23 protein-coding genes and 1 pseudogene are annotated in these 25,708 nt (G+C 55.8%); 18 read left to right on the top strand and 6 right to left on the bottom strand.

All coding sequences use genetic code 11. From position 1 onward, the window contains the following. Nucleotides 1–7 precede the first annotated feature (7 nt). The 15 genes and pseudogenes from rseP to AFK62_RS04115 all read left to right on the top strand — a co-directional run bounded on the left by rseP (nucleotide 8) and on the right by AFK62_RS04115 (nucleotide 19,380). Nucleotides 8–1,360 (top strand): sigma E protease regulator RseP, encoded by a 1,353-nt coding sequence (rseP, locus tag AFK62_RS04045; protein WP_007666685.1) that lies wholly within the window; start codon nucleotides 8–10, stop codon nucleotides 1,358–1,360. Nucleotides 1,361–1,390: 30 nt separating this feature from the next. Then, a complete protein-coding gene (gene bamA, locus AFK62_RS04050) occupies nucleotides 1,391–3,805 on the top strand; it encodes an outer membrane protein assembly factor BamA (protein WP_032984083.1) in 2,415 nt (804 codons plus the stop codon). Nucleotides 3,806–3,927: 122 nt separating this feature from the next. Further along, entirely contained in the window at nucleotides 3,928–4,422 is a 495-nt protein-coding gene (skp, locus tag AFK62_RS04055; RefSeq protein WP_007666676.1) for a molecular chaperone Skp, read from the top strand. 3 nt (nucleotides 4,423–4,425) lie between these two features. Further along, nucleotides 4,426–5,451 (top strand): UDP-3-O-(3-hydroxymyristoyl)glucosamine N-acyltransferase, encoded by a 1,026-nt coding sequence (gene lpxD / locus AFK62_RS04060; protein WP_007666673.1) that lies wholly within the window; start codon nucleotides 4,426–4,428, stop codon nucleotides 5,449–5,451. 115 nt (nucleotides 5,452–5,566) lie between these two features. Beyond that, nucleotides 5,567–6,022 (top strand): 3-hydroxyacyl-ACP dehydratase FabZ, encoded by a 456-nt coding sequence (gene fabZ / locus AFK62_RS04065; protein ID WP_004386127.1) that lies wholly within the window; start codon nucleotides 5,567–5,569, stop codon nucleotides 6,020–6,022. Between the two features lie 3 nt (nucleotides 6,023–6,025). Continuing rightward, the gene (lpxA, locus tag AFK62_RS04070) at nucleotides 6,026–6,814 is read left to right on the top strand and encodes an acyl-ACP--UDP-N-acetylglucosamine O-acyltransferase (protein ID WP_007666665.1); all 789 of its coding nucleotides are present in this window, start codon (nucleotides 6,026–6,028) and stop codon (nucleotides 6,812–6,814) included. After that, the gene (gene lpxB / locus AFK62_RS04075) at nucleotides 6,814–7,956 is read left to right on the top strand and encodes a lipid-A-disaccharide synthase (protein ID WP_007666662.1); all 1,143 of its coding nucleotides are present in this window, start codon (nucleotides 6,814–6,816) and stop codon (nucleotides 7,954–7,956) included. The genes lpxA and lpxB overlap by 1 nt, the downstream gene beginning before the upstream one ends. Continuing rightward, a complete protein-coding gene (rnhB, locus tag AFK62_RS04080) occupies nucleotides 7,953–8,549 on the top strand; it encodes a ribonuclease HII (protein WP_007666659.1) in 597 nt (198 codons plus the stop codon). The genes lpxB and rnhB overlap by 4 nt, the downstream gene beginning before the upstream one ends. A 30-nt stretch (nucleotides 8,550–8,579) precedes the next feature. Further along, on the top strand, nucleotides 8,580–12,062 hold the full coding sequence (dnaE, locus tag AFK62_RS04085; RefSeq protein ID WP_007666655.1) for a DNA polymerase III subunit alpha: 3,483 nt from the start codon (nucleotides 8,580–8,582) through the stop codon (nucleotides 12,060–12,062). Between the two features lie 104 nt (nucleotides 12,063–12,166). After that, nucleotides 12,167–13,126: an acetyl-CoA carboxylase carboxyl transferase subunit alpha gene (accA, locus tag AFK62_RS04090; protein ID WP_007666653.1), complete on the top strand. Its 960-nt coding sequence runs from the start codon at nucleotides 12,167–12,169 to the stop codon at nucleotides 13,124–13,126. 162 nt (nucleotides 13,127–13,288) lie between these two features. Next, nucleotides 13,289–15,026, top strand: a pseudogene (locus AFK62_RS04095) (glycoside hydrolase family 19 protein). 92 nt (nucleotides 15,027–15,118) lie between these two features. After that, nucleotides 15,119–17,257, top strand: coding sequence for a lysine decarboxylase LdcC (locus tag AFK62_RS04100; protein ID WP_007666643.1), 2,139 nt, complete (start codon nucleotides 15,119–15,121; stop codon nucleotides 17,255–17,257). Between the two features lie 57 nt (nucleotides 17,258–17,314). Then, nucleotides 17,315–17,704 (top strand): VOC family protein, encoded by a 390-nt coding sequence (locus AFK62_RS04105; protein WP_007666639.1) that lies wholly within the window; start codon nucleotides 17,315–17,317, stop codon nucleotides 17,702–17,704. A 64-nt stretch (nucleotides 17,705–17,768) separates the two neighbouring features. Then, complete coding sequence (tilS, locus tag AFK62_RS04110) at nucleotides 17,769–19,073, top strand: tRNA lysidine(34) synthetase TilS (RefSeq protein ID WP_053531728.1); 1,305 nt, start codon at nucleotides 17,769–17,771, stop codon at nucleotides 19,071–19,073. Beyond that, entirely contained in the window at nucleotides 19,066–19,380 is a 315-nt protein-coding gene (locus AFK62_RS04115; RefSeq protein WP_007666634.1) for a c-type cytochrome, read from the top strand. Before tilS ends, AFK62_RS04115 begins: the two co-directional genes overlap by 8 nt. A 42-nt stretch (nucleotides 19,381–19,422) precedes the next feature. Here AFK62_RS04115 and rof read toward each other — a convergent pair whose 3' ends face one another. Then, nucleotides 19,423–19,683 (bottom strand): Rho-binding antiterminator, encoded by a 261-nt coding sequence (rof, locus tag AFK62_RS04120; RefSeq protein WP_007666633.1) that lies wholly within the window; start codon nucleotides 19,681–19,683, stop codon nucleotides 19,423–19,425. After that, nucleotides 19,670–19,870, bottom strand: a complete 201-nt coding sequence (locus AFK62_RS04125) for a YaeP family protein (RefSeq protein ID WP_007666631.1) — start codon at nucleotides 19,868–19,870, stop codon at nucleotides 19,670–19,672. The genes rof and AFK62_RS04125 overlap by 14 nt, the downstream gene beginning before the upstream one ends. Before the next feature lie 206 nt (nucleotides 19,871–20,076). Between AFK62_RS04125 and AFK62_RS04130 the strand changes: the two genes are divergently transcribed. Genes AFK62_RS04130 through nlpE form a run of 3 tightly spaced genes read left to right on the top strand, consistent with a single transcriptional unit; the run spans nucleotide 20,077 to nucleotide 21,766 of the window. Then, the gene (locus AFK62_RS04130; protein WP_007666630.1) at nucleotides 20,077–20,622 is read left to right on the top strand and encodes a YaeQ family protein; all 546 of its coding nucleotides are present in this window, start codon (nucleotides 20,077–20,079) and stop codon (nucleotides 20,620–20,622) included. Continuing rightward, the gene (arfB, locus tag AFK62_RS04135) at nucleotides 20,619–21,041 is read left to right on the top strand and encodes an alternative ribosome rescue aminoacyl-tRNA hydrolase ArfB (protein ID WP_053531729.1); all 423 of its coding nucleotides are present in this window, start codon (nucleotides 20,619–20,621) and stop codon (nucleotides 21,039–21,041) included. Before AFK62_RS04130 ends, arfB begins: the two co-directional genes overlap by 4 nt. 26 nt (nucleotides 21,042–21,067) lie before the next feature. Further along, nucleotides 21,068–21,766, top strand: a complete 699-nt coding sequence (gene nlpE / locus AFK62_RS04140) for an envelope stress response activation lipoprotein NlpE (RefSeq protein WP_032984081.1) — start codon at nucleotides 21,068–21,070, stop codon at nucleotides 21,764–21,766. Between the two features lie 61 nt (nucleotides 21,767–21,827). Here the strand turns inward: nlpE and proS are convergent, their stop codons facing one another. From proS to AFK62_RS04160, 4 genes are all read right to left on the bottom strand, one after another. Next, entirely contained in the window at nucleotides 21,828–23,546 is a 1,719-nt protein-coding gene (proS, locus tag AFK62_RS04145; protein ID WP_007666627.1) for a proline--tRNA ligase, read from the bottom strand. Between the two features lie 110 nt (nucleotides 23,547–23,656). Next, nucleotides 23,657–24,364, bottom strand: coding sequence for a tRNA (N6-threonylcarbamoyladenosine(37)-N6)-methyltransferase TrmO (tsaA, locus tag AFK62_RS04150; protein ID WP_007666626.1), 708 nt, complete (start codon nucleotides 24,362–24,364; stop codon nucleotides 23,657–23,659). After that, a complete protein-coding gene (gene rcsF, locus AFK62_RS04155) occupies nucleotides 24,361–24,765 on the bottom strand; it encodes an Rcs stress response system protein RcsF (RefSeq protein WP_053531730.1) in 405 nt (134 codons plus the stop codon). Before rcsF ends, tsaA begins: the two co-directional genes overlap by 4 nt. A 112-nt stretch (nucleotides 24,766–24,877) precedes the next feature. Further along, a complete protein-coding gene (locus AFK62_RS04160; protein ID WP_007674157.1) occupies nucleotides 24,878–25,693 on the bottom strand; it encodes a MetQ/NlpA family lipoprotein in 816 nt (271 codons plus the stop codon). Nucleotides 25,694–25,708 lie beyond the last annotated feature (15 nt).

Consider the following 25,708-nt stretch of genomic DNA (forward strand, 5'->3'; position numbering starts at 1 on the left):
ATAAATTATGTTGAGCATACTCTGGAATCTGGCGGCGTTTATCATCGCATTGGGCGTTCTTATCACCGTGCATGAGTTCGGCCATTTCTGGGTTGCCCGTAAAGCGGGAGTGCGCGTCGAGCGTTTCTCTGTCGGCTTTGGTAAAGCCCTCTGGCGGCGTACTGACCGCCATGGCACCGAATATGTCATCGCCCTAATCCCGCTTGGCGGTTATGTGAAAATGCTCGATGAGCGCGTAGAACCTGTCGCACCGGAACTGCGCCACGAAGCTTTCAACAATAAAACCGTTGCGCAACGCGCCGCGATTATCGCAGCCGGCCCCGTTGCTAATTTCCTCTTCGCTATTTTCGCTTACTGGCTCGTTTTCATGATGGGCGTGCCAGGTATCAAACCGGTAATTGGTGAAATAACACCCAACTCCATCGCGGCACAGGCACAAATCGCACCTGGCACGGAACTAAAAGCGGTAGATGGCATCGAAACGCCAGACTGGGATGCTGTGCGCCTTGCGCTCATCGCCCGTATCGGCGAAGAAAATGTAACGCTAAGCATTGCCGCGCCGGGTGATACCGCTTCGACCGATAAAGTGCTCGATCTGCGACAGTGGCAGTTCGAACCCGATAAAGAAGATCCGGTGGCGTCGCTCGGTATTCGGCCATTTGGGCCGAAGATTGAACCTGTCCTTGCGCAGGTTCAGCCGCAGTCGGCAGCCAGTAAAGCGGGTTTGCAAGCCGGAGACAGGATCGTTAAAGTCGATGGGCAACCGCTGCGTGAGTGGTCAGCCTTTGTGACGATAGTGCAGGATAATCCGGCGCGTCCGCTCGCAATCGACGTAGAAAGACAGGGTAGCCCCTTGTCTTTGACGCTGATACCGGATACAAAACCCGGTAAAGAAAAGGCGGAAGGGTTTGCAGGCGTGGTGCCGAAAATTGCGCCGCTGCCCGATGAGTACAAAACTGTGCGCCAGTATGGGCCGTTCAATGCCATCACAGAAGCTACGACAAAAACGTGGCAACTGATGAAGCTTACGGTCAGCATGCTGGGAAAATTACTGACCGGCGACGTTAAACTGAACAACCTCAGTGGGCCAATCTCGATTGCCCAGGGCGCAGGGATGTCTGCGGAGTTCGGGTTGATTTATTACCTGATGTTTCTGGCGCTGATAAGCGTGAACTTGGGGATTATCAATCTGTTCCCGTTACCCGTACTTGACGGGGGACATTTGCTGTTTCTGGCGATTGAGAAGCTTAAAGGCGGGCCGGTTTCCGAGCGAGTTCAAGACTTTAGTTATCGCATTGGCTCAATTTTGCTGGTGCTGTTAATGGGGCTTGCACTTTTCAATGATTTCTCTCGGCTATAGAGAGCAGGTTAGGAAGAACGCATAACAACGATGGCGATGAAAAAGTTGCTCATAGCGTCGCTGCTGTTTAGCAGCGCCACCGTATACGGTGCAGACGGGTTCGTAGTGAAGGACATTCATTTCGAAGGCCTGCAGCGAGTCGCCGTTGGTGCGGCCCTCCTCAGCATGCCGGTTCGCGTCGGCGATACGGTCAATGACGAGGATATCAGTAATACTATCCGTGCACTGTTTGCCTCTGGCAACTTCGAAGATGTTCGGGTACTGCGCGACGGCGATACGCTGCTCGTTCAGGTGAAAGAGCGCCCAACGATCGCCAGCATAACTTTCTCCGGCAATAAGTCGGTGAAAGATGACATGCTTAAGCAGAATCTCGAAGCCTCTGGCGTGCGCGTCGGCGAATCGCTGGACCGTACCACGCTGTCTGATATCGAAAAAGGTCTCGAAGACTTCTACTACAGCGTAGGTAAATACAGTGCCAGCGTAAAAGCTGTGGTCACGCCGCTGCCGCGTAACCGTGTTGACCTCAAACTGGTCTTCCAGGAAGGCGTTTCGGCGAAGATCCAGCAGATCAATATCGTCGGTAACCACGCTTTCAGCACCGAAGAGCTTATTTCCAACTTCCAGCTGCGCGACGAAGTGCCATGGTGGAACGTCGTTGGCGATCGCAAATACCAGAAGCAGAAACTTCAGGGCGATCTCGAAACGCTGCGTAGCTATTACCTCGATCGCGGTTATGCACGCTTTAATATCGATTCCACGCAGGTCAGCCTGACGCCGGACAAAAAAGGCATCTACGTTACGATTAACGTGACCGAAGGCGAGCAGTACAAGATTGCAGGCGTTGAAGTGAGCGGCAACCTGGCGGGTCATTCCGCTGAAATCGAGTCGTTGACCAAAATGCAGCCGGGCGAACTTTACAACGGCACGAAAGTGACCCGTATGGAAGACGACATTAAAAAGCTGCTTGGCCGTTACGGTTACGCTTATCCGCGCGTGCAGACGCAACCGGAAATCAACGATGCCGATAAGACCGTTAAGCTGCATGTCAATGTCGATTCTGGCAACCGTTTCTATGTCCGTAAGATCCGCTTTGAAGGTAACGATACTTCCAAAGACGCCGTCCTGCGTCGTGAAATGCGTCAGATGGAAGGCGCATGGCTCGGCAGCAATCTGGTTGATCAAGGTAAAGAGCGTCTCAATCGCCTCGGTTACTTCGAAACTGTGGATGTGGATACGCAGCGTGTTTCCGGAAGCCCGGATCAGGTTGATGTGGTCTACAAAGTTAAAGAGCGCAACACCGGTAGCTTTAACTTCGGCGTCGGTTACGGCACCGAAAGCGGCGTAAGCTTCCAGGTCGGCGTGCAGCAGGATAACTGGCTCGGTACCGGTTATTCGGTTGGCATTAACGGTACCAAAAACGATTACCAAACCTATTCTGAGTTCTCCGTCACCAACCCGTATTTCACGGTAGATGGCGTCAGTCTCGGCGGGCGCATTTTCTATAACGACTTTAAAGCGGATGATGCAGACCTCTCCTCTTACACCAACAAAAGCTATGGTGTGGATGGAACCCTGGGTTTCCCGATCAACGAATACAACACGCTGCGCCTCGGTTTAGGCTACGTGCATAACGACCTGTCCAATATGGAACCGCAGGTGGCGATGTGGCGTTATCTGGATTCTTTAGGTCAGAGCGCTAAAACAACCTCAGATGACAACGGTTTCTCGGCGGATGACTTCACGCTGAACTACGGCTGGACCTACAACAATCTTGACCGTGGTTTCTTCCCGACCGCAGGCTCGCGTGTGAACCTGAATGGTAAAGTAACGATTCCGGGTTCCGATAACGAGTTCTACAAAGTAACGCTCGATACGGCGAGCTACCTGCCTATCGATGAAGATCACAAATGGGTGGTGCTGGGCCGTACACGTTGGGGTTACGGCGACGGCCTGAGCGGCAAAGAAATGCCGTTCTATGAGAACTTCTATGCGGGCGGTTCAAGTACCGTACGTGGCTTCCAGTCCAACAACATCGGTCCTAAAGCCGTTTATTACAGCGGTCCAGGTCTGGATAACTGTGACAAAGCAGCGGGTTCTTACTGCTCTTCCGACGATGCGGTGGGCGGCAACGCCATGGGTGTAGCAAGCCTTGAATTCATTACGCCAACGCCGTTCCTGAGCGAGAAATACGCGAACTCCGTTCGTACCTCGCTGTTCGTCGATGCTGGTACTGTCTGGGATACTAACTGGAAGAACACCGCCGCCATGCGTGCGGCGGGCGTGCCGGATTATAGCGATCCGAGCAACATCCGTATGTCTGCGGGTATCGCGTTACAATGGATGTCTCCGCTTGGGCCGTTGGTGTTCTCGTATGCCCAGCCGTTCAAGAAATATGAAGGGGACGAAGCGGAACAGTTCCAGTTCAATATTGGCAAGACCTGGTAATGTTCGTTACAAGGGAATGCGTTTAGCAGTCGCGATGACTTTCGGTGCGTGTGCGTAACACGCACCCTGGCCACGCAAAGAATAGTGCCTTCGGGTACATATGGGATGGTAAGGAGTTTATTGTGAAAAAGTGGTTATTCGCTGCAGGTCTTGGCCTGGCAATGGCAGCATCAGCTCAGGCTGCTGACAAGATCGCTGTAGTTAACATGGGTAATCTGTTCCAGCAGGTTGCACAGAGCACTGGCGTTTCCAAAACGCTGGAAAATGAGTTCAAAGGCCGCGCCGGCGAACTGCAGCGCATGGAAACCGACCTGCAGTCCAAAATGCAGCGTCTGCAGCGTGACGGCTCTACCATGAAGGCGAGCGATCGCAGCAAACTGGAGAAAGACGTGATGGCGGGTCGCCAGGAGTTCTCCAGCAAAGCGCAGCAGTTCGAACAGGATCGTGCGCGTCGTTCTAACGAAGAACGCGGCAAACTGGTGACTCGCATTCAGAGCGCCGTGAAAAAAGTGGCTGCTGACCAGGATATCGATCTGGTCGTAGACGCCAATACTGTGGCTTACACCAGCAGCGATGTTAAAGACATCACTGCCGATGTGCTGAAACAGGTTAAATAAGTAATGCCTTCAATTCGACTGGCTGATTTAGCCCAGCAGTTGGATGCGGAGTTACACGGTGATGGCGATATTGCCATCACCGGCGTCGCTTCCATGCAGTCTGCACAACAAGGGCAAATCACGTTCATGGTAAACCCGCGTTATCGTGAACAACTGGCGCACTGCCAGGCCTCTGCGGTTGTGATGACTGAGGCCGATCTTCCTTTCGTCAATAGCGCTGCGCTGGTAGTGAAGAATCCCTACCTGACTTACGCGCGTATGGCTCAGATTCTTGATACCACGCCGCAACCTGCCACCAGCATTGCGCCGAGCGCAGTGATTGACTCTTCCGCGCGGCTTGGTAATAACGTGTCCGTCGGCGCTAACGCTGTGATTGAATCCGGCGTAGAGCTTGGGGACAACGTCGTTATCGGCCCTGGCTGTTTCGTGGGTAAAAACAGCAAACTTGGTGCCGGTACACGTTTGTGGGCAAATGTCAGCATTTACCACGATATTCAGATTGGCGAAAATTGCCTGATTCAGTCCAGCACTGTGATTGGGGCAGATGGTTTCGGCTACGCTAACGATCGCGGCAATTGGGTTAAAATTCCACAGCTTGGCCGTGTCATTATCGGCGATCGCGTTGAGATTGGTGCCTGTACCACGATCGACCGCGGTGCGCTGGACGATACCATTATTGGCAATGGCGTGATCATTGATAACCAGTGCCAGATTGCACATAACGTCGTGATTGGCGACAATACGGCGGTCGCGGGTGGCGTTATCATGGCTGGTAGCCTGAAAATCGGTCGCTACTGCATGATTGGCGGCGCCAGCGTGATTAACGGCCATATGGAAATCTGCGATAAAGTAACGGTAACAGGGATGGGGATGGTCATGCGTCCTATTACTGAACCTGGGGTCTACTCTTCAGGCATACCGCTGCAACCCAACAAAGTGTGGCGCAAAACGGCGGCGCTGGTGATGAATATTGATGAAATGAACAAACGCTTAAAAGCAGTTGAGCGTAAAGTCACTCAGCAAGACTAACTCGCCGGTAATAAAGCCTGCCCGCCAACAGAACCGCGGCCTGCATGCGATCCAGAATCGCCGCAGGCCGTGTTATTATTGCCCATTCAGTATATTTTTAGACAGGAAGAGTATTTTGACTACTGAAACTCATACTCTGCACATTGAAGAGATTTTAGAGCTTCTGCCGCACCGTTATCCATTCCTGCTGGTGGATCGCGTGCTGGATTTTGAGGAAGGTCGTTTTCTACGCGCAGTTAAAAATGTCTCTGTAAACGAGCCTTTTTTCCAGGGTCACTTTCCTGGTAAACCCATTTTTCCGGGTGTGTTGATTTTAGAAGCCATGGCACAAGCCACCGGCATTCTGGCTTTCAAAAGCGTTGGCAAACTCGAGCCGGGTGAACTTTACTATTTTGCAGGCATTGATGAAGCGCGCTTTAAGCGCCCCGTCGTGCCAGGCGACCAGATGGTGATGGAAGTTACCTTTGAAAAAACGCGCCGTGGAGTGACTCGCTTCAAAGGCGTCGCGCTGGTTGATGGTAAAGTGGTGTGTGAAGCCACCATGATGTGTGCACGGAGCCGGGAGGCCTGATACGTGATTGATAAGACCGCCTTTATTCATCCCACCGCCATTGTGGAAGACGGTGCCGTTATCGGCGCTAACGCCCACATTGGTCCGTTTTGTATTGTCGGCCCTCATGTCGAAATTGGTGAAGGTACCGTACTGAAATCGCATGTTGTCGTAAATGGTCATACTAAAATTGGCCGCGATAACGAGATTTACCAGTTCGCCTCCATCGGCGAGGTCAACCAGGATCTAAAATATGCTGGTGAACCGACCCGCGTTGAGATTGGCGATCGCAACCGCATTCGCGAAAGCGTCACCATTCATCGCGGCACAGAACAGGGTGGTGGTCTGACGAAGGTGGGCAGCGATAACCTGCTGATGATCAATGCGCATATCGCGCATGACTGCACAGTAGGCAGCCGCTGCATTCTTGCCAATAACGCTACGCTTGCCGGACACGTTTCTGTCGACGATTTCGCCATCATTGGTGGAATGACCGCGGTGCACCAGTTCTGCATTATTGGTGCGCATGTGATGGTCGGCGGCTGCTCCGGCGTTGCGCAGGATGTCCCGCCATACGTGATCGCGCAGGGCAACCACGCGACACCGTTTGGCGTGAACATTGAAGGGCTCAAGCGTCGCGGCTTCAGCAAAGAAGCGCTGCACGCTATCCGTAACGCTTACAAGCTGCTTTACCGCAGCGGTAAGACACTGGACGAAGTGAAGCCGGAAATCGCAGAGATCGCCGCAAAGCATCCTGAAGTGCAGCCTTTCTACGATTTCTTCGCCCGTTCCACGCGTGGTCTGATTCGTTAATGACCCGTCCGCTTACGATTGCCCTGGTCGCCGGAGAAACCTCCGGCGATATTCTTGGTGCCGGTCTCATCCGGGCGCTCAAGGCGCGCGTGCCGAACGCACGTTTTGTTGGCGTCGCCGGTCCGCGTATGCAGGCAGAAGGCTGCGAAGCCTGGTATGAGATGGAAGAGCTGGCGGTGATGGGAATTGTGGAAGTGCTGGGCCGCCTGCGCCGCCTCTTGCATATCCGCGCCGATCTCACGCAGCGCTTCACCGAGCTGAAGCCGGATGTCTTTGTCGGTATCGACGCGCCGGATTTCAATATCACGCTTGAAGGCAACCTGAAACAGCAGGGCATTCGTACTATCCATTATGTCAGTCCCTCCGTCTGGGCCTGGCGCCAGAAACGCGTTTTCAAAATAGGCAGAGCTACTGATTTGGTACTCGCTTTTCTGCCTTTCGAAAAAGCGTTTTATGACAAATTTAGCGTTCCGTGTCGCTTTATCGGTCATACGATGGCAGACGCCATGCCGCTGGACCCTGATAAAAACGCGGCGCGAGACGTGCTGGGCATCGCGCATGAGGCCCGTTGTCTGGCCCTGTTGCCAGGCAGCCGCAGCGCGGAAGTTGAGATGCTGAGTGCGGATTTCCTGAAAACCGCGCAACGTCTTCGCGAACATTACCCTGATCTTGAAATCGTCGTGCCGTTGGTCAATGCAAAGCGGCGCGAACAGTTCGAGCGCATCAAAGCAGAGGTCGCCCCGGAGCTGACCGCGCATCTGCTTGATGGCCACGCCCGCGAGGCGATGATCGCAAGCGATGCCGCGTTGCTTGCTTCCGGCACGGCCGCGCTCGAATGCATGCTGGCCAAATGTCCGATGGTGGTAGGTTATCGCATGAAGCCTTTCACCTTCTGGCTTGCGAAACGGCTGGTAAAAACTGAATTTGTGTCGCTGCCAAACCTGCTTGCCGGACGAGAACTGGTGAAAGAGCTACTGCAGGACGACTGCGAGCCGCAGAAACTCGCGGCCGCGCTCCTGCCGCTGCTGGCTGACGGCAAACAGAGCCATGAAATGCACGACACTTTCCGTAAACTGCATCAGCAGATCCGCTGCAATGCCGATGAACAGGCGGCGGACGCGGTGCTGGAACTGGCGCAATGATGGAATTTATTTATCCGCACACTCATCTGGTGGCGGGCGTTGATGAAGTGGGCCGCGGTCCGCTGGTCGGCGCTGTGGTTACCGCTGCAGTGATCCTTGATCCGCTCAACCCTATCATCGGGCTGGCGGATTCTAAAAAACTGTCTGAAAAGCGTCGTCTCGCGCTGTTTGCTGAGATCAAAGAGAAAGCGATCGCCTGGAGTCTCGGTCGCGCAGAGCCGCATGAAATCGACGAGCTGAATATTCTTCATGCCACGATGCTGGCGATGCAGCGCGCGGTCGCGGGCCTTGCCGTCACGCCGGAATATGTGCTGGTGGACGGCAACCGCTGTCCGGCTCTGCCTGTGCCCAGCATGGCCGTCGTCAAAGGCGATAGCCGGGTCGCGGAAATCAGCGCCGCGTCAATACTGGCTAAAGTTACGCGCGACGCGGAAATGGCTGAACTGGATCTCACCTTTCCTCAATATGGATTCGCTCAGCATAAGGGCTATCCTACCGCCTTTCATCTTGAGCGGCTGGCCGAGCACGGCGCGACGGCTCATCATCGGCGTAGCTTTGCGCCGGTCAAACGCGCGCTGGGCCTTGCCTCTTAACCGACGAAACAGAGTTAACCGGAAACAGAAATGGCTGAACCTCGTTTTGTGCACCTGAGGGTGCACAGTGACTATTCCATGATAGATGGACTGGCTAAAACGGGGCCGCTGGTAAAAAAGGCGGCCGCGCTTGGCATGCCTGCCTTTGCCATCACTGATTTCACCAACCTGTGTGGACTGGTGAAATTTTACGGCGGCGCGCATGGCGTTGGCGTAAAACCGATTATCGGTGCCGATTTCAATATGCAGTGCGAACTGCTGGGCGACGATTTTTCACATATTACGGTGCTGGCGGCCAATAACACTGGCTACCAAAACCTGACGTTACTCATTTCGCGTGCGTATCAGCGCGGTTATGGCGCCGCCGGCCCCTGGATTGACCAGCAGTGGCTGGCAGATCTGGGCGAAGGGCTGATTTTGCTCTCCGGCGGGCGACAGGGCGATGTTGGTAAGTGTTTACTTCGTGGTAATACCGTCATGGCCGAGCAGGCGCTGGCGTTTTATCAGGAACATTTCCCTGACCGATACTATTTTGAGCTGGTTCGTACAGGTCGCCCTGACGAAGAGCGCTATCTGCACGCGGCTGTCGCGCTTGCGGAAGAAAAGGGTATTCCGGTCGTCGCCACGAACGACGTACGCTTTATCGAGCCTGGTGATTTCGACGCACATGAAATCCGCGTTGCTATTCACGATGGTTTCACGCTGGACGACCCCAAACGCCCGCGCCACTATTCGCCGCAGCAATATTTGCGTACCGAAGATGAAATGTGCGAGCTGTTCTCCGATATTCCGGAGGCGCTGGAAAACAGCGTTGAGATTGCCCGCCGTTGCAACGTGACGGTGCGTCTGGGCGAGTATTTCCTGCCGCAATTCCCGACCGGCGATATGACCACGGAAGATTTCCTGGTCATGAAATCAAAAGAAGGCCTGGAAGAGCGCCTTGAATTCTTGTTCCCTGACCCACAAGAGCGCGCGCAAAAACGTCCGGCTTACGATGAGCGTCTGGATATCGAGCTTCAGGTCATCAACCAGATGGGCTTTCCGGGCTACTTCCTCATCGTGATGGAGTTTATCCAGTGGTCGAAGGATAACGGCATTCCGGTAGGGCCTGGACGTGGTTCGGGCGCAGGTTCATTGGTGGCGTATGCGCTAAAAATTACCGACCTCGATCCGCTTGAATTCGACCTGCTTTTCGAACGCTTCCTTAACCCGGAACGTGTGTCGATGCCTGACTTCGACGTTGACTTCTGCATGGAAAAACGCGACCAGGTTATCGAGCATGTGGCGGATATGTATGGTCGCGAGGCGGTATCGCAGATTATTACCTTCGGCACCATGGCCGCGAAAGCGGTTATCCGTGACGTGGGCCGCGTACTGGGGCACCCTTACGGGTTTGTCGACCGCATCTCGAAGCTGGTCCCGCCAGACCCTGGCATGACGCTTGCCAAAGCGTTTGAAGCCGAGCCGCAGCTCCAGGAAATTTACGATGCCGATGAAGAGGTCAAAGCCCTCATCGATATGGCACGTAAGCTTGAAGGCGTCACGCGTAACGCCGGTAAGCATGCGGGCGGCGTGGTTATCGCACCCACCCAAATTACCGATTTCGCTCCGCTCTACTGCGATGAAATGGGCCAGCATCCGGTCACGCAGTTCGATAAAAACGACGTGGAATACGCAGGGCTTGTGAAGTTCGACTTCCTGGGGCTGCGTACGCTCACCATTATCAACTGGGCGCTGGATATGATTAACGCCCGGCGCGCGAAGCAGGGGCTTGAGCCGATTGATATCGCGGCTATCCCGCTCGATGACAAGAAAAGCTTCGACATGCTGCAACGCTCGGAAACCACGGCGGTCTTCCAGCTTGAATCGCGCGGCATGAAAGATCTTATCAAGCGTCTGCAGCCGGACTGCTTCGAAGACATGATAGCCCTGGTGGCGCTCTTTCGCCCAGGGCCGCTGCAGTCGGGCATGGTGGATAACTTTATCGACCGTAAACACGGGCGCGAGGCTATCTCTTACCCGGATATTCAGTGGCAGCATGAAAGCCTTAAACCGGTACTGGAGCCGACCTACGGTATCATCCTGTATCAGGAACAGGTGATGCAGATAGCCCAGGTGCTGTCTGGCTATACGCTGGGCGGCGCTGACATGCTGCGTCGTGCGATGGGTAAAAAGAAACCCGAAGAGATGGCCAAGCAGCGCTCCATCTTTGAAGACGGCGCGAAAAATAACGGCGTCGACGGCGAGCTGGCGATGAAAATCTTTGACCTGGTAGAGAAATTCGCCGGGTATGGATTTAACAAATCGCACTCTGCCGCCTATGCTTTGGTTTCATACCAGACGCTGTGGCTCAAGGCCCACTATCCGGCGGAGTTTATGGCGGCGGTGATGACGGCCGATATGGACAACACGGATAAAGTCGTCGGGCTGGTGGATGAATGCTGGCGCATGGGGCTTAAGATCCTGCCGCCGGATATTAACTCCGGGTTGTACCATTTCCACGTCAACGATGATGGGGAAATAGTCTATGGCATCGGCGCGATTAAAGGCGTCGGCGAAGGCCCTATTGAGGCCATTATCGAAGCGCGTAATAAAGATGGCTACTTCCGTGAGCTGTTCGATCTTTGCGCCCGTACTGACACCAAAAAGCTCAACCGCCGCGTGCTGGAAAAACTGATCATGTCCGGGGCGTTTGACCGTCTCGGGCCGCATCGCGCTGCCCTGATGAATTCCCTTGGCGATGCGCTGAAGGCGGCGGATCAACACGCGAAAGCCGAGGCGATAGGCCAGGCGGATATGTTCGGCGTGCTGGCCGAAGAGCCAGAGCAGGTTGAGCAATCCTATGCCAACTGCCAGCCGTGGCCTGAGCAAGTGGTACTGGATGGCGAGCGTGAAACGCTCGGGCTGTATCTGACCGGCCACCCCATTAATCAATACCTGAAAGAGATAGATCGCTATGTCGGCGGCATGCGTCTCAAAGATATGCACCCTACCGAACGTGGCAAATTGACCACGGCGGCGGGGCTGATAATTTCCGCGCGGGTTATGGTCACCAAGCGCGGCAATCGTATCGGCATCTGTACGCTGGATGACCGTTCCGGGCGTCTTGAAGTGATGTTGTTCACTGATGCTCTGGAAAAATACCAGCATCTGCTGGAAAAAGACCGAATCCTTATCGTCAGCGGACAGGTCAGCTTTGATGACTTCAGCGGGGGCCTTAAAATGACCGCCCGCGAAGTCATGGACATTGACGAAGCCCGCGAAAAGTATGCGCGCGGGCTTGCTATCTCGCTGACGGACAGGCAAATTGATGACCAGCTTTTAAACCGACTCCGTCAGTCTCTGGAACCCCACCGTTCGGGAACCATTCCAGTACATCTCTACTATCAGAGGGCGGATGCACGCGCCCGGTTGCGCTTTGGTGCGACGTGGCGTGTCTCTCCGAACGATCGTTTACTCAACGATCTGCGTGGCCTGATTGGTTCGGAGCAGGTGGAACTGGAGTTTGACTGATGCATTGCATCAGGTTCCGGGAACCTGAATCGCTGGACCTCAACCCGCGTGGCCTGCCAGGTTCGGAGCAGGTGGAACTGGAGTTTGACTAATACAGGAATACTATGAGTCTGAATTTCCTTGATTTTGAACAGCCGATTGCAGAGCTGGAAGCGAAAATCGATTCCCTGACTGCGGTTAGCCGTCAGGATGAGAAACTGGATATTAACATCGACGAAGAGGTGCACCGCCTGCGCGAAAAGAGCGTAGAGCTGACCCGTAAAATTTTCGCCGATCTGGGAGCCTGGCAGATTGCCCAGCTGGCGCGGCATCCGCAGCGCCCCTATACCCTGGATTATGTCCGCCTGGCCTTTGAGGAGTTTGACGAACTGGCAGGCGATCGCGCCTATGCTGACGACAAAGCGATCGTAGGCGGCATCGCGCGTCTGGATGGTCGTCCGGTGATGATCATCGGTCACCAGAAAGGGCGCGAAACTAAAGAGAAAATTCGCCGCAACTTCGGGATGCCGGCGCCGGAAGGTTACCGTAAGGCGTTGCGCCTGATGGAAATGGCCGAGCGTTTCAATATGCCGATCATGACCTTTATCGACACACCGGGCGCCTATCCGGGCGTGGGCGCGGAAGAGCGCGGTCAATCCGAAGCGATTGCCCGCAACCTTCGTGAAATGTCTCGCCTGAAAGTGCCGGTTATCTGCACCGTTATTGGCGAAGGCGGTTCTGGCGGCGCGCTGGCAATCGGCGTTGGCGATAAAGTGAACATGCTGCAGTACAGCACTTATTCCGTTATTTCGCCGGAAGGCTGTGCATCCATTCTGTGGAAAAGCGCCGACAAAGCGCCGCTTGCCGCAGAAGCGATGGGCATTATTGCCCCGCGCCTGAAAGAACTGAAGCTTATCGACAGCGTGATCCCTGAGCCTTTGGGTGGCGCGCACCGCAACCCGGAAGTGATGGCACAGTCGCTGAAAGCGCAGCTGCTGGCCGATCTCGCCGATCTCGACGTGCTGAGCAAAGACGATCTGCTCAACCGCCGCTATCAGCGCCTGATGAGCTACGGTTACGCCTGATAAACGGCAAATAAAAATCTCAATGAGGGTCGCGTAAGCGGCCCTTTTTTATGGTGGCTTGCCGCTGATGAAATGTGATTGCAGCAATGAGCTAACGTGAGGCAGCGCGCGCTTTCTTCTCTCTACACTCGCAGGTGAACCACAACCAAAGGGGACACCGGAATGGAAAGATCAGCTATCGCGGCGTTAGGCGCAGCCGGACTCATCGCAGGCTCGCCCGTTTTCGCCGCACCACTACTCACCAGCAGTACGCCCTATACCCTCAACGCCCGCGACCTTACGCAAAAAGAGCACGCGCTGACGAATTTTCCGCTTATGCAGTCGGTCAAAAGCGCTATCCGCACGCGAGATAACACCGAGGTCGAACTGATAGCACCGGGGCGCGCCGCCAATCCCGATAACGTTAAACGAGTCGAGAAAATCCTGACTGCCCAGGACTGGGATTATCTTTTCCCGCTGCGTGCGCCGGAATACACCTATACCCATTTCCTGAAAGCGGTCGGCAAATTCCCGGCGGTGTGCGGCGCATACAGCGACGGACGCAACGCCGAGGCCATTTGCCGTAAATCGCTCGCGACGATGTTCGCGCATTTCGCCCAGGAAACGGGCGGCCACGAAAGCTGGCGCGAGCAGCCAGAGTGGCGTCAGGCGCTGGTTTATCTGCGAGAAATGGGCTGGAGCGAAGGGCAGAAGGGCGGCTATAACGGCGAATGTAACCCGGATACCTGGCAAGGGCAGACCTGGCCCTGCGGCAGAGATAAAGATGGCGATTACGTGAGCTACTTCGGTCGCGGCGCCAAACAGCTTTCCTATAACTACAACTACGGGCCATTCTCTGACGCCATGTATGGCGATGTCCGGCCTTTACTCGATAATCCCGAGCGGGTGGCCGACACCTGGCTTAACCTCGCCAGCGCGATATTTTTCTTCGTCTATCCGCAGCCGCCAAAACCGGGGATGCTGCATGTGATTGATGGCACCTGGGTGCCGAACGAGCATGATAAAGAGAGCGGGCTGGTGCCCGGTTTCGGCGTGACTATCCAGATAATCAACGGTGGGGTGGAGTGCGGCGGCGAGGCGGAAAACGCCCAGTCGCTGAACCGTATCGCGTATTACAAAGCATTTGCTAATTATCTGAAGGTGCCTGTCGCGGCAGACGAAGTGCTCGGTTGTAAAAAGATGAAGCAATTCGATGCGGGGGGCGCAGGCGCGCTGCCGATTTACTGGGAAATGGACTGGAGCTGGAGCCGCACCACGCCAGACGGTCAGGCTTACGCGTGCCAGTTGGTGGGTTACCAGACGCCCTTCAGCGCATTCAAGGACGGTGATTATGCGAAATGCGTGAAGAACCACTTTAACGTGAACATCATCAATGGGCACTACGCCAGAGCCTGCCCCAGTGCCAGAGCCGGCCACCGGGAATGTCGCGCCGGTGGCGCGCATCAGCGGTCCGGTCGGCGCGGTCGATGCCGGGAGCAACGTGTCCCTGAGTGCGAGCAGTTCCAGCGATGCTAACGGCGATGCGCTGACCTACACCTGGACGGCACAAAACGGGCAGACGCTCAGTGGTAAAGACCAGCGCGTCGTCACTTTCAACGCGCCGGAAAGCGCCAGTGACGCGCAATACACGATAAGCCTGAAAGTCGATGACGGTAAGCTGAGCGACACCACAAGCTACGTGCTCAACGTCAGAGCGAGGGCGAAAACGCCGGACGCCGGCCCGGGGAGCTACCCATCGTGGTCTGCCGGTAAAAGCTGGAAGCCTGGCGATATTGTGCTCAACCAGGGCGCGCTCTATCAGTGCAAGCCGTTTCCAGCGGGCGGCTGGTGCAGCGTAGCGCCGACGTATTATGAGCCAGGTGCAGGCATCAGCTGGCAGGACGCCTGGAACGCGCTGTAACGCCCCGTTACGCATCCCCAACGCCAGCGAGCCGCTGGCGTTGTTCCTTCAACTATGCTTACCAGACGGTTTTTTTTGCCAGGGGGTAAGCAGTGAATATCATCGCCATCATGGGGCCGCACGGCGTTTTTTATAAAGACGAGCCGATGAAGGAGTTGCAGGCGGCGCTCCAGCAGCAGGGCTTTCAGCTGATTTGGCCGAAAAACAGCAACGACCTGCTTAAGTTTATCGAGCACAATCCGCGCATTTGCGGCGTTATTTTTGACTGGGACGAGTACAGCCTCGATTTATGCTGTGAGATCAATCAGCTTAATGAATACCTGCCGCTGTACGCCTTCATCAATACCCACTCCACACTGGATGTCAGCGCTAACGACATGCGCATGGCGCTCTGGTTTTTCGAATATTCGCTCGGTATTGCTGACGATATCGCGACGCGTATACGCCAGTACACGCAGGAATATCTCGACAACATCACGCCGCCGTTCACTAAAGCCCTCTTTACCTATGTGAAAGAAGGCAAATACACGTTCTGCACACCTGGCCATATGGGCGGGACGGCGTATCAGAAAAGCCCGGTCGGGTGCCTGTTTTACGATTTTTTCGGCGGCAATACGCTCAAGGCCGATGTCTCCATCTCGGTGACAGAGCTGGGCTCGCTGCTTGACCACACCGGCCCGCATCTGGAGGCGGAAGAGTACATCGCCCGCACGTTCGGTGCGGAGCAGAGCTATATGGTCACCAACGGTACCTCCACATCGAACAAGATTATCGGGATGTACGCCGCGCATGCGGGCAGCACCGTGTTGATTGACCGTAACTGCCATAAATCGCTGACGCATTTATTGATGATGAGCGATATCGTGCCGCTGTGGCTCAAGCCCACGCGCAACGCGCTGGGGATCCTGGGCGGCATTCCGAAACGGGAATTTACCCGCGACGCTATCGCCCAAAAAGTGGCCCAGACGCCAGATGCCAGTTGGCCTGTGCATGCGGTTATTACCAACTCCACCTATGACGGCCTGCTGTATAACACTAACTGGATCAAGCAAACGCTTGATGTTCCATCGATTCACTTTGATTCCGCCTGGGTGCCTTATACCCATTTTCACCCTATCTACAAAGGCAAAAGCGGCATGAGCGGCGAGCGGGTGCCCGGCAAAGTCTTCTTTGAAACCCAGTCGACCCACAAAATGCTGGCGGCGCTGTCGCAGGCGTCGCTCATTCATATCAAAGGCGATTACGACGAAGAGACGTTTAACGAAGCCTATATGATGCACACCACGACCTCGCCGAGTTATCCGCTGGTCGCGTCGATTGAAACGGCGGCGGCGATGTTGCGCGGCAATCCGGGTCGTCGCCTCATCAACCGTTCAGTGGAGCGGGCGTTGCATTTTCGCAAAGAGGTGCAGCGGCTTCGTGAAGAGAGCGACAGCTGGTTTTTCGATATCTGGCAACCGGAGGAGATCGACGACGCTGATTGTTGGCCTATCACGCCGGGCGACGACTGGCACGGCTTTACCCATGCCGACGCCGATCATATGTATCTCGATCCGGTTAAGGTCACGATCCTCACCCCTGGCATGGATGCGCAGGGCAATATGGAGAAAGAGGGCATTCCAGCCGCGCTGGTGGCGAAATTCCTTGATGAGCGCGGCGTGGTGGTGGAAAAAACCGGGCCTTATAACTTGCTCTTTCTTTTTAGCATCGGGATCGACAAAACCCGAGCGATGGGGCTGCTACGCGGGCTGACGGAGTTTAAGCGCGCCTATGATCTTAACCTTCGAGTAAAAAACATGCTGCCCGATCTCTGGGCCGAAGATCCAGACTTCTACCGCAACATGCGAGTGCAGGAGCTGGCGCAGGGGATCCACAAATTGATTCAGCAGCACGATCTGCCGGATCTGATGCTGCGCGCCTTTGATGTCTTACCGGAAATGAAGATGACACCGCATGAGATGTATCAGCAACAGGTGAAGGGGAACGTAGAGACGATAGAGATAGAAAAACTCATCGGACGCGTCTCTGCCAATATGATCCTGCCGTATCCGCCCGGCGTGCCGCTGGTCATGCCTGGCGAGATGATTACTGAGGAATCGCGTGCGGTGCTCGATTTCCTGCTGATGCTCTGCTCCATCGGCAGACACTATCCGGGCTTTGAAACCGATATCCACGGGGCAAAGTGCGGTGAAGATGGCGTCTATAGGGTACGTGTCCTAAAAAGCGCGTAACCCCTTGTTTTGCCGCATCAGGCTCAGTAACGTGCCAGACAATCATAAGGAGGGATTATGCTGGGTTTAAAACAGATTCACCATATCGCCATCATCGCGACGGATTATCACCGCAGCAAAGCGTTCTATTGCGACACGCTGGGCTTCACCCTGCAATCGGAGGTCTATCGCGAGGCGCGCGATTCCTGGAAGGGCGACCTGGCGCTGAACGGCCAGTACGTGATTGAGCTGTTCTCGTTCCCGTTTCCGCCCGCGCGTCCAAGCCGCCCGGAAGCCTGTGGTTTACGCCATCTGGCATTCAGCGTTGACGATGTGGATCAGGCCGTTGCGTTTCTGGAAAGCCGCGGCGTAACGTGCGAGGCCGTGCGTGTCGATCCGCTAACCGGTAAACGCTTTACCTTCTTCACCGATCCGGACGGCCTTCCGCTGGAGCTCTACCAGCAGTAACGCTTGCTCCCGGCGCCATTGCCCGGTAAGTTGCCCGGCAATGGCTCCTCTTTCTTTCGACGCAATGGATACTTCTCTGCTCTGTGCCCTGCGGGGCCGACGCCAGCTGCTGGTGGCTTATAGCGGCGGGCTCGATTCGACGGTGTTGCTCCATCAACTGGTGCGGCTGCGTGAAGCGTGCCCGGCGTTACGCCTGCGCGCCATTCACGTTCATCACGGCCTCAGCCCGAACGCTGACCGTTGGGCGGCGCACTGCCAGGCGTTATGTCACCGCTGGCAAGTACCATTTACGCTAACTTATGTGGAGCTGGCTCAGGAAGGATTAGGGATTGAGGCACAGGCGCGTAAGGCGCGTTATCGGGCGTTTGCGGCGGCGCTGATGCCAGACGAGGCGCTGGTGACGGCGCAGCATCTTGACGATCAGTGTGAAACCCTGCTGTTGGCGCTTAAGCGCGGCAGCGGTCCGGCGGGGCTTGCAGCGATGCCTGCGGAACTGCCGTTCGCCGGAAGCGTTATTCTGCGCCCGCTGCTTGCGACGCCGCGCGCGCAACTTGAAACCTGGGCAAAGCAGCATCAGCTTGTCTGGATCGACGATGAGAGCAACCAGGACGATCGCTACGATCGTAACTTTCTGCGCCTGCATATTTTGCCTGCGCTGGAAGCGCGCTGGCCCCATTTCACTCAGGCCGCGGCGCGCAGTGCGCAGCTTTGCGGCGAGCAGGAGCAACTGCTGGATGAACTGCTCGCCCAGGAGCTTGCCGCGCTGATTGAAGGTAAAACGCTTGCTATCGCACCGCTTGAAACCATGAGCGCGCTTAAGCGCGCCGCGCTGCTGCGTCGCTGGCTGGCCACGCTTAATGCGCCGATGCCTGCTCGCGCCACGCTTCAGCGCATCTGGGATGAAGTCGCGCAAAGTCGGGAGGATGCCTGCCCGCGCCTCAAAGCAGGCGATTATGAAGTACGACGTTATCAGGGGCGCCTGTGGTGGGTCAGGGCACGACGCGGACAACGACAGACCATCCTGGCCTGGCCTGATGCCCGCGAGGCCCGTCCCTTACCCGAGGCGCTCGGCACACTGGCATTTGGCCAAAATGGCGATACCGTGCGCCCCCCGAGGCCTGAAGAGACACTTTCCGTCCGGTTCAGCGCGCCGGGTACGCTTTATATTGTCGGTCGTGACCGCGGGCGCACGCTAAAAAAACTCTGGCAGGAGCTTCAGGTGCCGCCATGGCAGCGCGAGACGACGCCGATTCTGTTTTATGATGAGCAACCTATTTGCGCCCCTGGCCTGTTTATTACCCGGGAAGGCGAAGCGCTGCATGAACCGGGCTGGAAGCTTGCCTGGCATAAGGAGAGTAACGATGAGTAAATCTGGCATTATGCTGGCGGGTCTGCTGGCAGTGAGCCTGACGGCGCAGGCCAAAGGTGACGCGGCGGCAGGCGAAGAAAAAGCGGTCATGTGCGTTGCCTGTCATGGCGCGACCGGGAAAGCCAGTGCGCCTGTTTACCCCAATCTCGCGGGGCAAAACGAGGCGTATCTTGAGCATGCGTTGCAGGCGTATAAAAAAGGCGAACGCAGCGGCGGACAGGCGGAAATCATGAAGGCTTATGTGAGCGGGCTGTCTGATGAGGATATCGCAAACCTGGCCGCGTACTACGCCGGGCAGAAGCCATAAAAAAGGGCAGCCTCAGGGCTGCCCGTAAGCGTGGGACACGTGTCAGGATTCGCTGACGACGACGGTGCCGATTTGTGGATGGCTGAAGCTGGCAATTTTATCGAGACGCAATTCGCGTACTGCTCCGGCTTCATCGGCAACTAAATATTCGACGTTTTTGCGTGAAACCAAATCCTGCGCTTTGGCCTTAATGACCTCGCCGTTTTTGAGTTCCAGCGTCAGTAATAAATGATGCTGGCAGGCGAGTTCGAGGTTGTCATAGTCATCGCAGTTGATGGGTTGATAGGCATCATTCATTGACATAATCGCTCACCAGTAAGTTCGCGGCAGCATACGCCGCCTGTTCCCTGACCGACTCTGAAAGGGCTCCGTCAGAGGCCACCTCATTCAGAACCTTTAATACGCAGCCCAGCGCGTCGGGGATGTATCCCAGTTCGCCGCTGGCTATCTGCGAATAGCGCTGTCGTATTAATTCACAATATTTATCCACATGCCCTCCTGTCAGAGCCTGACGACAGACTTCACCGCGGGATGCAAGTCTAAGCCTACGTAGTTAAACTCTGTTTAGCAAGGTGACTATACCATAGTCATCAGGGCCATAGCGCAGGCTCGCATGCGTGTGCCGCGTTGCGCTTGAATCGGCAGCCAGGCGGCGCGGTTTGGGCTACAATACCCCCCAACTTTTCAGGGGGCCCTATGGCGTTAAAAGCAACCATTTATAAAGCGGCGGTCAATGTGGCCGATCTCGACCGGCAGCAATTTCTCGACATTAACCTGACGCTGGCGCGCCATCCCTCAGAAACGCAGGAGCGAATGATGCTGCGTTTGCTGGCCTGGATGATGTATGCCGACGAGCGGTTGCAATTCACCCGAGGCCTGTGCGCCGATGACGAGCCGGAAATCTGGCTGCGTAACGATCACCTCGGCATCGATCTCTGGATAGAGCTCGGTCTGCCGGAAGAACGTCGCCTTAAAAAAGCGGTGAGCCAGTCGCAGCAGGTTGCGCTGTTTGCCTATAACGATCGCGCGGCGCAGGTCTGGTGGCAGCAAAATCAGGAGAAGCTTAAGCAGTACAAAAACCTGACCATCTGGTATATCACCGATGAACAGCTCGCACAGTTGAGCGCGCTGACCCAGAGAACGATGACGTTGCAGGCGACATTGCAGGAAGGCGTTATCTGGCTTTCCGATACCGCGCAAAACCTGGAACTTCACCCTGAAGTCTGGCAAGCGACAGCATGATCACTTTTTCGCGAAGCGTGGCGGTGGGGGACGAGGAAGTCACCTTTAGCGCTATCCGGGCACAGGGGGCGGGCGGGCAGCATGTGAATAAAAGCTCGACGGCTATCCATTTGCGCTTTGATATTCACGCCTCCAGCCTGCCGGAGGAGTGGAAAACGCGCCTGCTGGCAGCGAGTCATCATCTCATTACCGCCGAAGGCGTGGTGGTCATCAAAGCGCAGGAGTACCGCAGTCAGGAGATGAACCGTGAGGCGGCGCTGGCGCGTCTTATCATGCTGGTAAGGGAACTTACCGCCACGCAAAAGCGTCGAAAGGAGACTCGCCCTACGCGCGCCTCGAAAGTGCGCCGCCTGGAGGCGAAGACCCATAAATCCGCGACCAAAGCCCTGCGGGGAAAAGTGCGCGGTATGCCGGATTAAAAAAACACGAACGATAAGGAAATACGGTGAAAAAACGCATTTTTTGCGCAGCGGCGGCATTAAGCCTGTTTTCGCTGTTTGGCTGTAACAACCGGGCGGAAGTCCCGGCCCTGGCGCCTGCCAGCGCGTCAGAGCTGAAACCGATGCAACAGAGCTGGAGGGGTGTGTTGCCCTGCGCTGACTGTGAAGGCATCGACACCGCGTTGTTTTTAGAAAAAGACGGCACGTGGGTGATGAATCAACATTATCAGGGCGCGAAAGGGCGGACGGTGTTTGCCTCTTACGGGACCTGGGCGCGCACCGCCGATAAACTGGTGCTGACTGACAGTGACGGAGAAAAACAGTATTTCCGCGCTCGCGGCGAGGCGCTGGAGATGCTGGATCGTGAAGGGAATGCCATTACCTCTTCGCTCAATTATCGTCTGGAGCCGGGCAACGATCCGCTGCCGGAAACGCCGATGACGATGACCGGGATGTATCAAGATGACGCAGACACCGCGACTTTTACTGACTGCGCGACAAAGCGTCAGGCCGGCGTGGCGAACCATGCGGCGCTTGAGCGCGATTATCTCGCCGCGCGCGGAACGGGTCAGAAACCGGTGCTGCTGGTGGTGGAAGCGCATTTCAGCATGACGGTAAGCCCCACTAATGGCACCGTGCAAAAGCAGCTGGTGACAGACCGTAACGTGGCGTTCAAGCCCGGCAAAGATTGTGATAATCCGTAATGACAACGGATAAGAAAAAGGCCCTCAAACGAGGGCCTTTTTTATGGAAGCCGTATAACGCTTAGCGTTTTACGTTCGCTATCAGGTAATCCAGGATGTCACCGGTTTTGATCATCTTCTTCTCGCCGTCACGACGGTATTTGTATTCAATCTCGTCGTTGTCGAGGTTGCGATCGCCAATCACCACGGTGTGAGGAATACCGATGAGTTCCATGTCAGCGAACATCACGCCCGGGCGCTCTTTACGATCATCCATCAGCACGTCGATGCCTTTAGCGCGCAGTTCGGCGTAAAGTTTCTCCGCCAGTTCCTGCACACGGAAGGATTTGTGCATGTTCATCGGCAAAATAGCAACCTGGAACGGGGCAATGGCGTCTGGCCAGACGATACCGCGCTCGTCGTGGTTCTGTTCAATCGCGGCGGCGACGACGCGCGTCACGCCGATGCCATAGCAGCCCATCGTCAGTACCTGATTGCGGCCATCTTCGCCCTGAACGGAGGCTTTCAGCGCGTCGGAGTATTTGGTGCCCAGCTGGAAAATGTGGCCCACTTCGATGCCGCGCTTGATAAGCAGCGTGCCCTGACCATCCGGGCTCGGATCGCCTGCCACCACATTACGAATATCCGCCACCATCGGCGTCGCGACATCGCGATCCCAGTTGATGCCAAAGTAGTGTTTGCCGTCGAGGTTCGCGCCTGCGGCGAAGTCGCTCATCGCAGCCACGGTGCGGTCAATAACCACCGGCACCGGCATGTTCACCGGACCGAGAGAGCCAGGACCTGCATTAACGGCGGCGCGGATTTCCGCTTCGGTCGCAAACGTCAGCGGGCTCGCTACCTGCGCCAGTTTCTCGGCTTTCACTTCGTTCAGTTCGTGGTCGCCACGTACCAGCAATGCGACCAGCGGCGAGGCGCTGCCTTCCGCCGCTTTCACCAGCAGCGTTTTCACGGTTTTCTCAATCGGCAGGTTGAACTGCTCAACCAGCTCAGCGATGGTTTTCGCGTTCGGCGTATCAACCAGCGTCATCTCTTGCGTTGCGGCGGCGCGTGGTGTGGTCGGGGCTACGGCTTCGGCCAGTTCAATGTTTGCCGCGAAGTCAGACGTGTCAGAGAAGACGATGTCATCTTCACCGCTCTGCGCCAGTACCTGGAATTCATGGGACGCACTGCCGCCAATCGAACCGGTATCAGCCTGCACCGGACGGAAATCCAGACCCATACGGGTGAAGATTTTGCTGTAGGCGTCATACATTGCTTCGTACGTCTGTTGCAGCGATTCCTGTGTCGTATGGAAAGAGTAGGCGTCTTTCATCAGGAACTCGCGGGAGCGCATCACACCAAAGCGCGGGCGCACTTCGTCGCGGAACTTGGTCTGGATCTGATAGAAGTTAAGCGGCAGTTGTTTATAAGAGCTCAGCTCGTTGCGGATCAGATCAGTGATGACTTCTTCGTGCGTCGGGCCGAGAACAAAGGCGCGATCGCCGCGATCGACAAAGCGCAGCAGCTCCGGACCGTATTGCTCCCAGCGGCCGCTCTCTTGCCACAGTTCAGCTGGCTGAACAACCGGCATCGACACCTCGATAGCACCGGCGTTATTCATCTCTTCACGCACGATGTTTTCGACTTTTTTCAGGACGCGCAGGCCGGTCGGCAGCCAGGTGTATAACCCGGAGGCGAGCTTGCGGATCATCCCGGCGCGCAGCATCAGCTGGTGGCTGATAACCTCCGCGTCGGCAGGTGTCTCCTTAAGGGTGGAGAGCAGATATTGGCTAGTACGCATGTTGTTACGGTTCCGTTTGAACGTGTGAATTCAGGCACTGTAAAGCCTGACACAAAAAAGTGGTTTAGTGTACCAGCGAGAAAGGGCAGCCAAAAGAGAGGCTACAGAAATTAACGCGGCTCCAGCGCGTAGACCTCAAAGCCCTGCGGCGTAACGTGCCAACGGACATTGAAATCATGCAGCCAGACGGCGTAATGCTTTCCGGTTTCCTCTTCTTTACGGTATGCCGGACGCGGGTCCTGTGAGAGTACTTCGCAGATAAACTGCTCAAGCTGTGGGTAGTGTTTCTCAAGACGCGGTAAATCGCGCGCAACCGCCTCGGTAAAATACACCGGTACGGCGGTGTCGGGCGCCTGCTGAGCGTAGCCTGCGCGCGCATCAGGCAGCGCTTCGGCGAACGGGAGGTAAGGCTTGATATCGACAACGGGCGTGCCGTCTACCAAATCCAGGCCGCCGAGCGTCAGGATCACACGGTCTTTTTCAGTGCGGATGCCCTGCAGCTCCAGCAGCGACATGCCGACGGGATTGGGACGAAATGTGGATCGTGTCGCGAAGACGCCCATGCGGGTGTTACCCCCGAGGCGCGGAGGCCGTACGGTTGGTCGCCAGCCGCCTTCTATCGTTTGATGAAAGATAAACAGCACCCAGATATGGCTAAACCCTTCTAAACCGCGTACCGCGTCAGGCTGATTATAGGGGGGCAGCAGATGAAGCTCGCCGCGCGCGCTGTTGACAAGCCCGGGCTGGCGCGGCACGGCGAATTTTTCTTTATAAGGCGAGCGAATGACGCCGATTTGCTCAAACGCAAATGCGGTCATTTGGTTGGAACGCTAAGCGCGGAACCTACGCAGACGGCCTGGCGATAACAACCCGGCGTGCCGCTGGTCACTTCACAGCTGTGCAGCAGAACGGCGTTCGCTTTCATTTTAGAGGCGTTAATCTGCAGGCGTTTGCGGGCAGTCGGGATATTCGGCGGGGAATCCTGGTTTGAGGCCTGGCAAGAGTCGCCGGTCACTTCACCGAGATCGCGGAAGGGTTTGCCCACCAAGTCTTCAGCATTGGTATAGATTCTCACCGGGGCAGGGCGAACCGTTTTCTGGCGGACGGGCTCGGATTTTTGCGGCGACGCGGTGCTTTGAGCAGGTTCTACAGGGGATCTGCTTAGCACGGAACAGCCGCTCAGGATGAATGCCAGAAGACAGATCGGTAAAGCACGCATAATAATTCCTCGTCGGTGATAAAAACGTGGCTTATTGAATCAGGAGCTTGCAGAAATAACAAGACGGGCTTAAGCCCGTCCTGAAATTATTCGCGAGAGTAACTAAACGCGCTTACCAGCCTTTGACGGCGCCGCCGTTAAAGACTTTATTGGCGGCTTCATTCACTTCGTCAGACTGATACGCCTGAACAAATTTCTTCACGTTTTCGGCGTCTTTATTATCTTCACGGGTCACGATCATATTCACATACGGCGAGTCTTTATCTTCAACAAAGATACCGTCTTTTGCCGGCGTCAGGTTGATCTGACTGGCGTACGTGGTGTTGATGACCGCGAGCGCTATTTGATCGTCGTCCAGGGAGCGCGGCAGCTGCGGCGCTTCCAGCTCAACAATCTTCAGGTTTTTCGGGTTCTCGGTGATATCCAGTACGGTCGGCAGCAGACCGATGTCGTCTTTCAGTTTGATCAGGCCTACTTTCTGCAGCAGCAGCAGGGAACGCCCAAGGTTAGTCGGATCGTTCGGAACGGCAACTTGCGCGCCCGGCTGCAGATCGTCCAGCGATTTGATTTTGCGGGAGTAGCCAGCAATCGGGTAAACGAAGGTGTTGCCAACAGAAACCAGTTTGTAGCCGCGGTCTTTGATCTGCTGATCCAGGTACGGTTTGTGCTGGAAAGCGTTAGCGTCGATGTCGCCTTTGCTCAGCGCTTCGTTCGGCAGCACGTAGTCGTTAAAGGTTACCAGTTCGACATCGAGACCATATTTCTCTTTCGCAACTTTCTTGGCGACTTCAGCGACCTGCTGTTCCGCACCCACAATGACGCCGACTTTAATATGGTTCGGATCTTTTTCTTCCTGACCGCAACCTGCCAGGGCGAGCGTGCCGAGCAGGGCGCCTACCGCCGCAAAGGTTTTAAACTTGAAAGACATAACCATTCCTTAACT

Origin of the sequence: Cronobacter condimenti 1330 (assembly GCF_001277255.1) — a bacterium.
In the GTDB taxonomy this organism is placed as follows: domain Bacteria; phylum Pseudomonadota; class Gammaproteobacteria; order Enterobacterales; family Enterobacteriaceae; genus Cronobacter; species Cronobacter condimenti.

Excerpts from the sequence above, each read along its gene's own strand:
- rseP (WP_007666685.1), top strand. The coding sequence starts at position 8 with ATGTTGAGCATACTCTGGAATCTGGCGGCGTTTATCATCGCATTGGGC.
- bamA (WP_032984083.1), top strand. The coding sequence starts at position 1,391 with ATGGCGATGAAAAAGTTGCTCATAGCGTCGCTGCTGTTTAGCAGCGCC.
- lpxD (WP_007666673.1), top strand. The coding sequence starts at position 4,426 with ATGCCTTCAATTCGACTGGCTGATTTAGCCCAGCAGTTGGATGCGGAG.
- lpxB (WP_007666662.1), top strand. The coding sequence starts at position 6,814 with ATGACCCGTCCGCTTACGATTGCCCTGGTCGCCGGAGAAACCTCCGGC.
- rnhB (WP_007666659.1), top strand. The coding sequence starts at position 7,953 with ATGATGGAATTTATTTATCCGCACACTCATCTGGTGGCGGGCGTTGAT.
- dnaE (WP_007666655.1), top strand. The coding sequence starts at position 8,580 with ATGGCTGAACCTCGTTTTGTGCACCTGAGGGTGCACAGTGACTATTCC.
- accA (WP_007666653.1), top strand. The coding sequence starts at position 12,167 with ATGAGTCTGAATTTCCTTGATTTTGAACAGCCGATTGCAGAGCTGGAA.
- AFK62_RS04105 (WP_007666639.1), top strand. The coding sequence starts at position 17,315 with ATGCTGGGTTTAAAACAGATTCACCATATCGCCATCATCGCGACGGAT.
- tilS (WP_053531728.1), top strand. The coding sequence starts at position 17,769 with ATGGATACTTCTCTGCTCTGTGCCCTGCGGGGCCGACGCCAGCTGCTG.
- AFK62_RS04115 (WP_007666634.1), top strand. The coding sequence starts at position 19,066 with ATGAGTAAATCTGGCATTATGCTGGCGGGTCTGCTGGCAGTGAGCCTG.
- rof (WP_007666633.1), bottom strand. The coding sequence starts at position 19,683 with ATGTCAATGAATGATGCCTATCAACCCATCAACTGCGATGACTATGAC.
- AFK62_RS04130 (WP_007666630.1), top strand. The coding sequence starts at position 20,077 with ATGGCGTTAAAAGCAACCATTTATAAAGCGGCGGTCAATGTGGCCGAT.
- arfB (WP_053531729.1), top strand. The coding sequence starts at position 20,619 with ATGATCACTTTTTCGCGAAGCGTGGCGGTGGGGGACGAGGAAGTCACC.
- proS (WP_007666627.1), bottom strand. The coding sequence starts at position 23,546 with ATGCGTACTAGCCAATATCTGCTCTCCACCCTTAAGGAGACACCTGCC.
- tsaA (WP_007666626.1), bottom strand. The coding sequence starts at position 24,364 with ATGACCGCATTTGCGTTTGAGCAAATCGGCGTCATTCGCTCGCCTTAT.
- rcsF (WP_053531730.1), bottom strand. The coding sequence starts at position 24,765 with ATGCGTGCTTTACCGATCTGTCTTCTGGCATTCATCCTGAGCGGCTGT.
- AFK62_RS04160 (WP_007674157.1), bottom strand. The coding sequence starts at position 25,693 with ATGTCTTTCAAGTTTAAAACCTTTGCGGCGGTAGGCGCCCTGCTCGGC.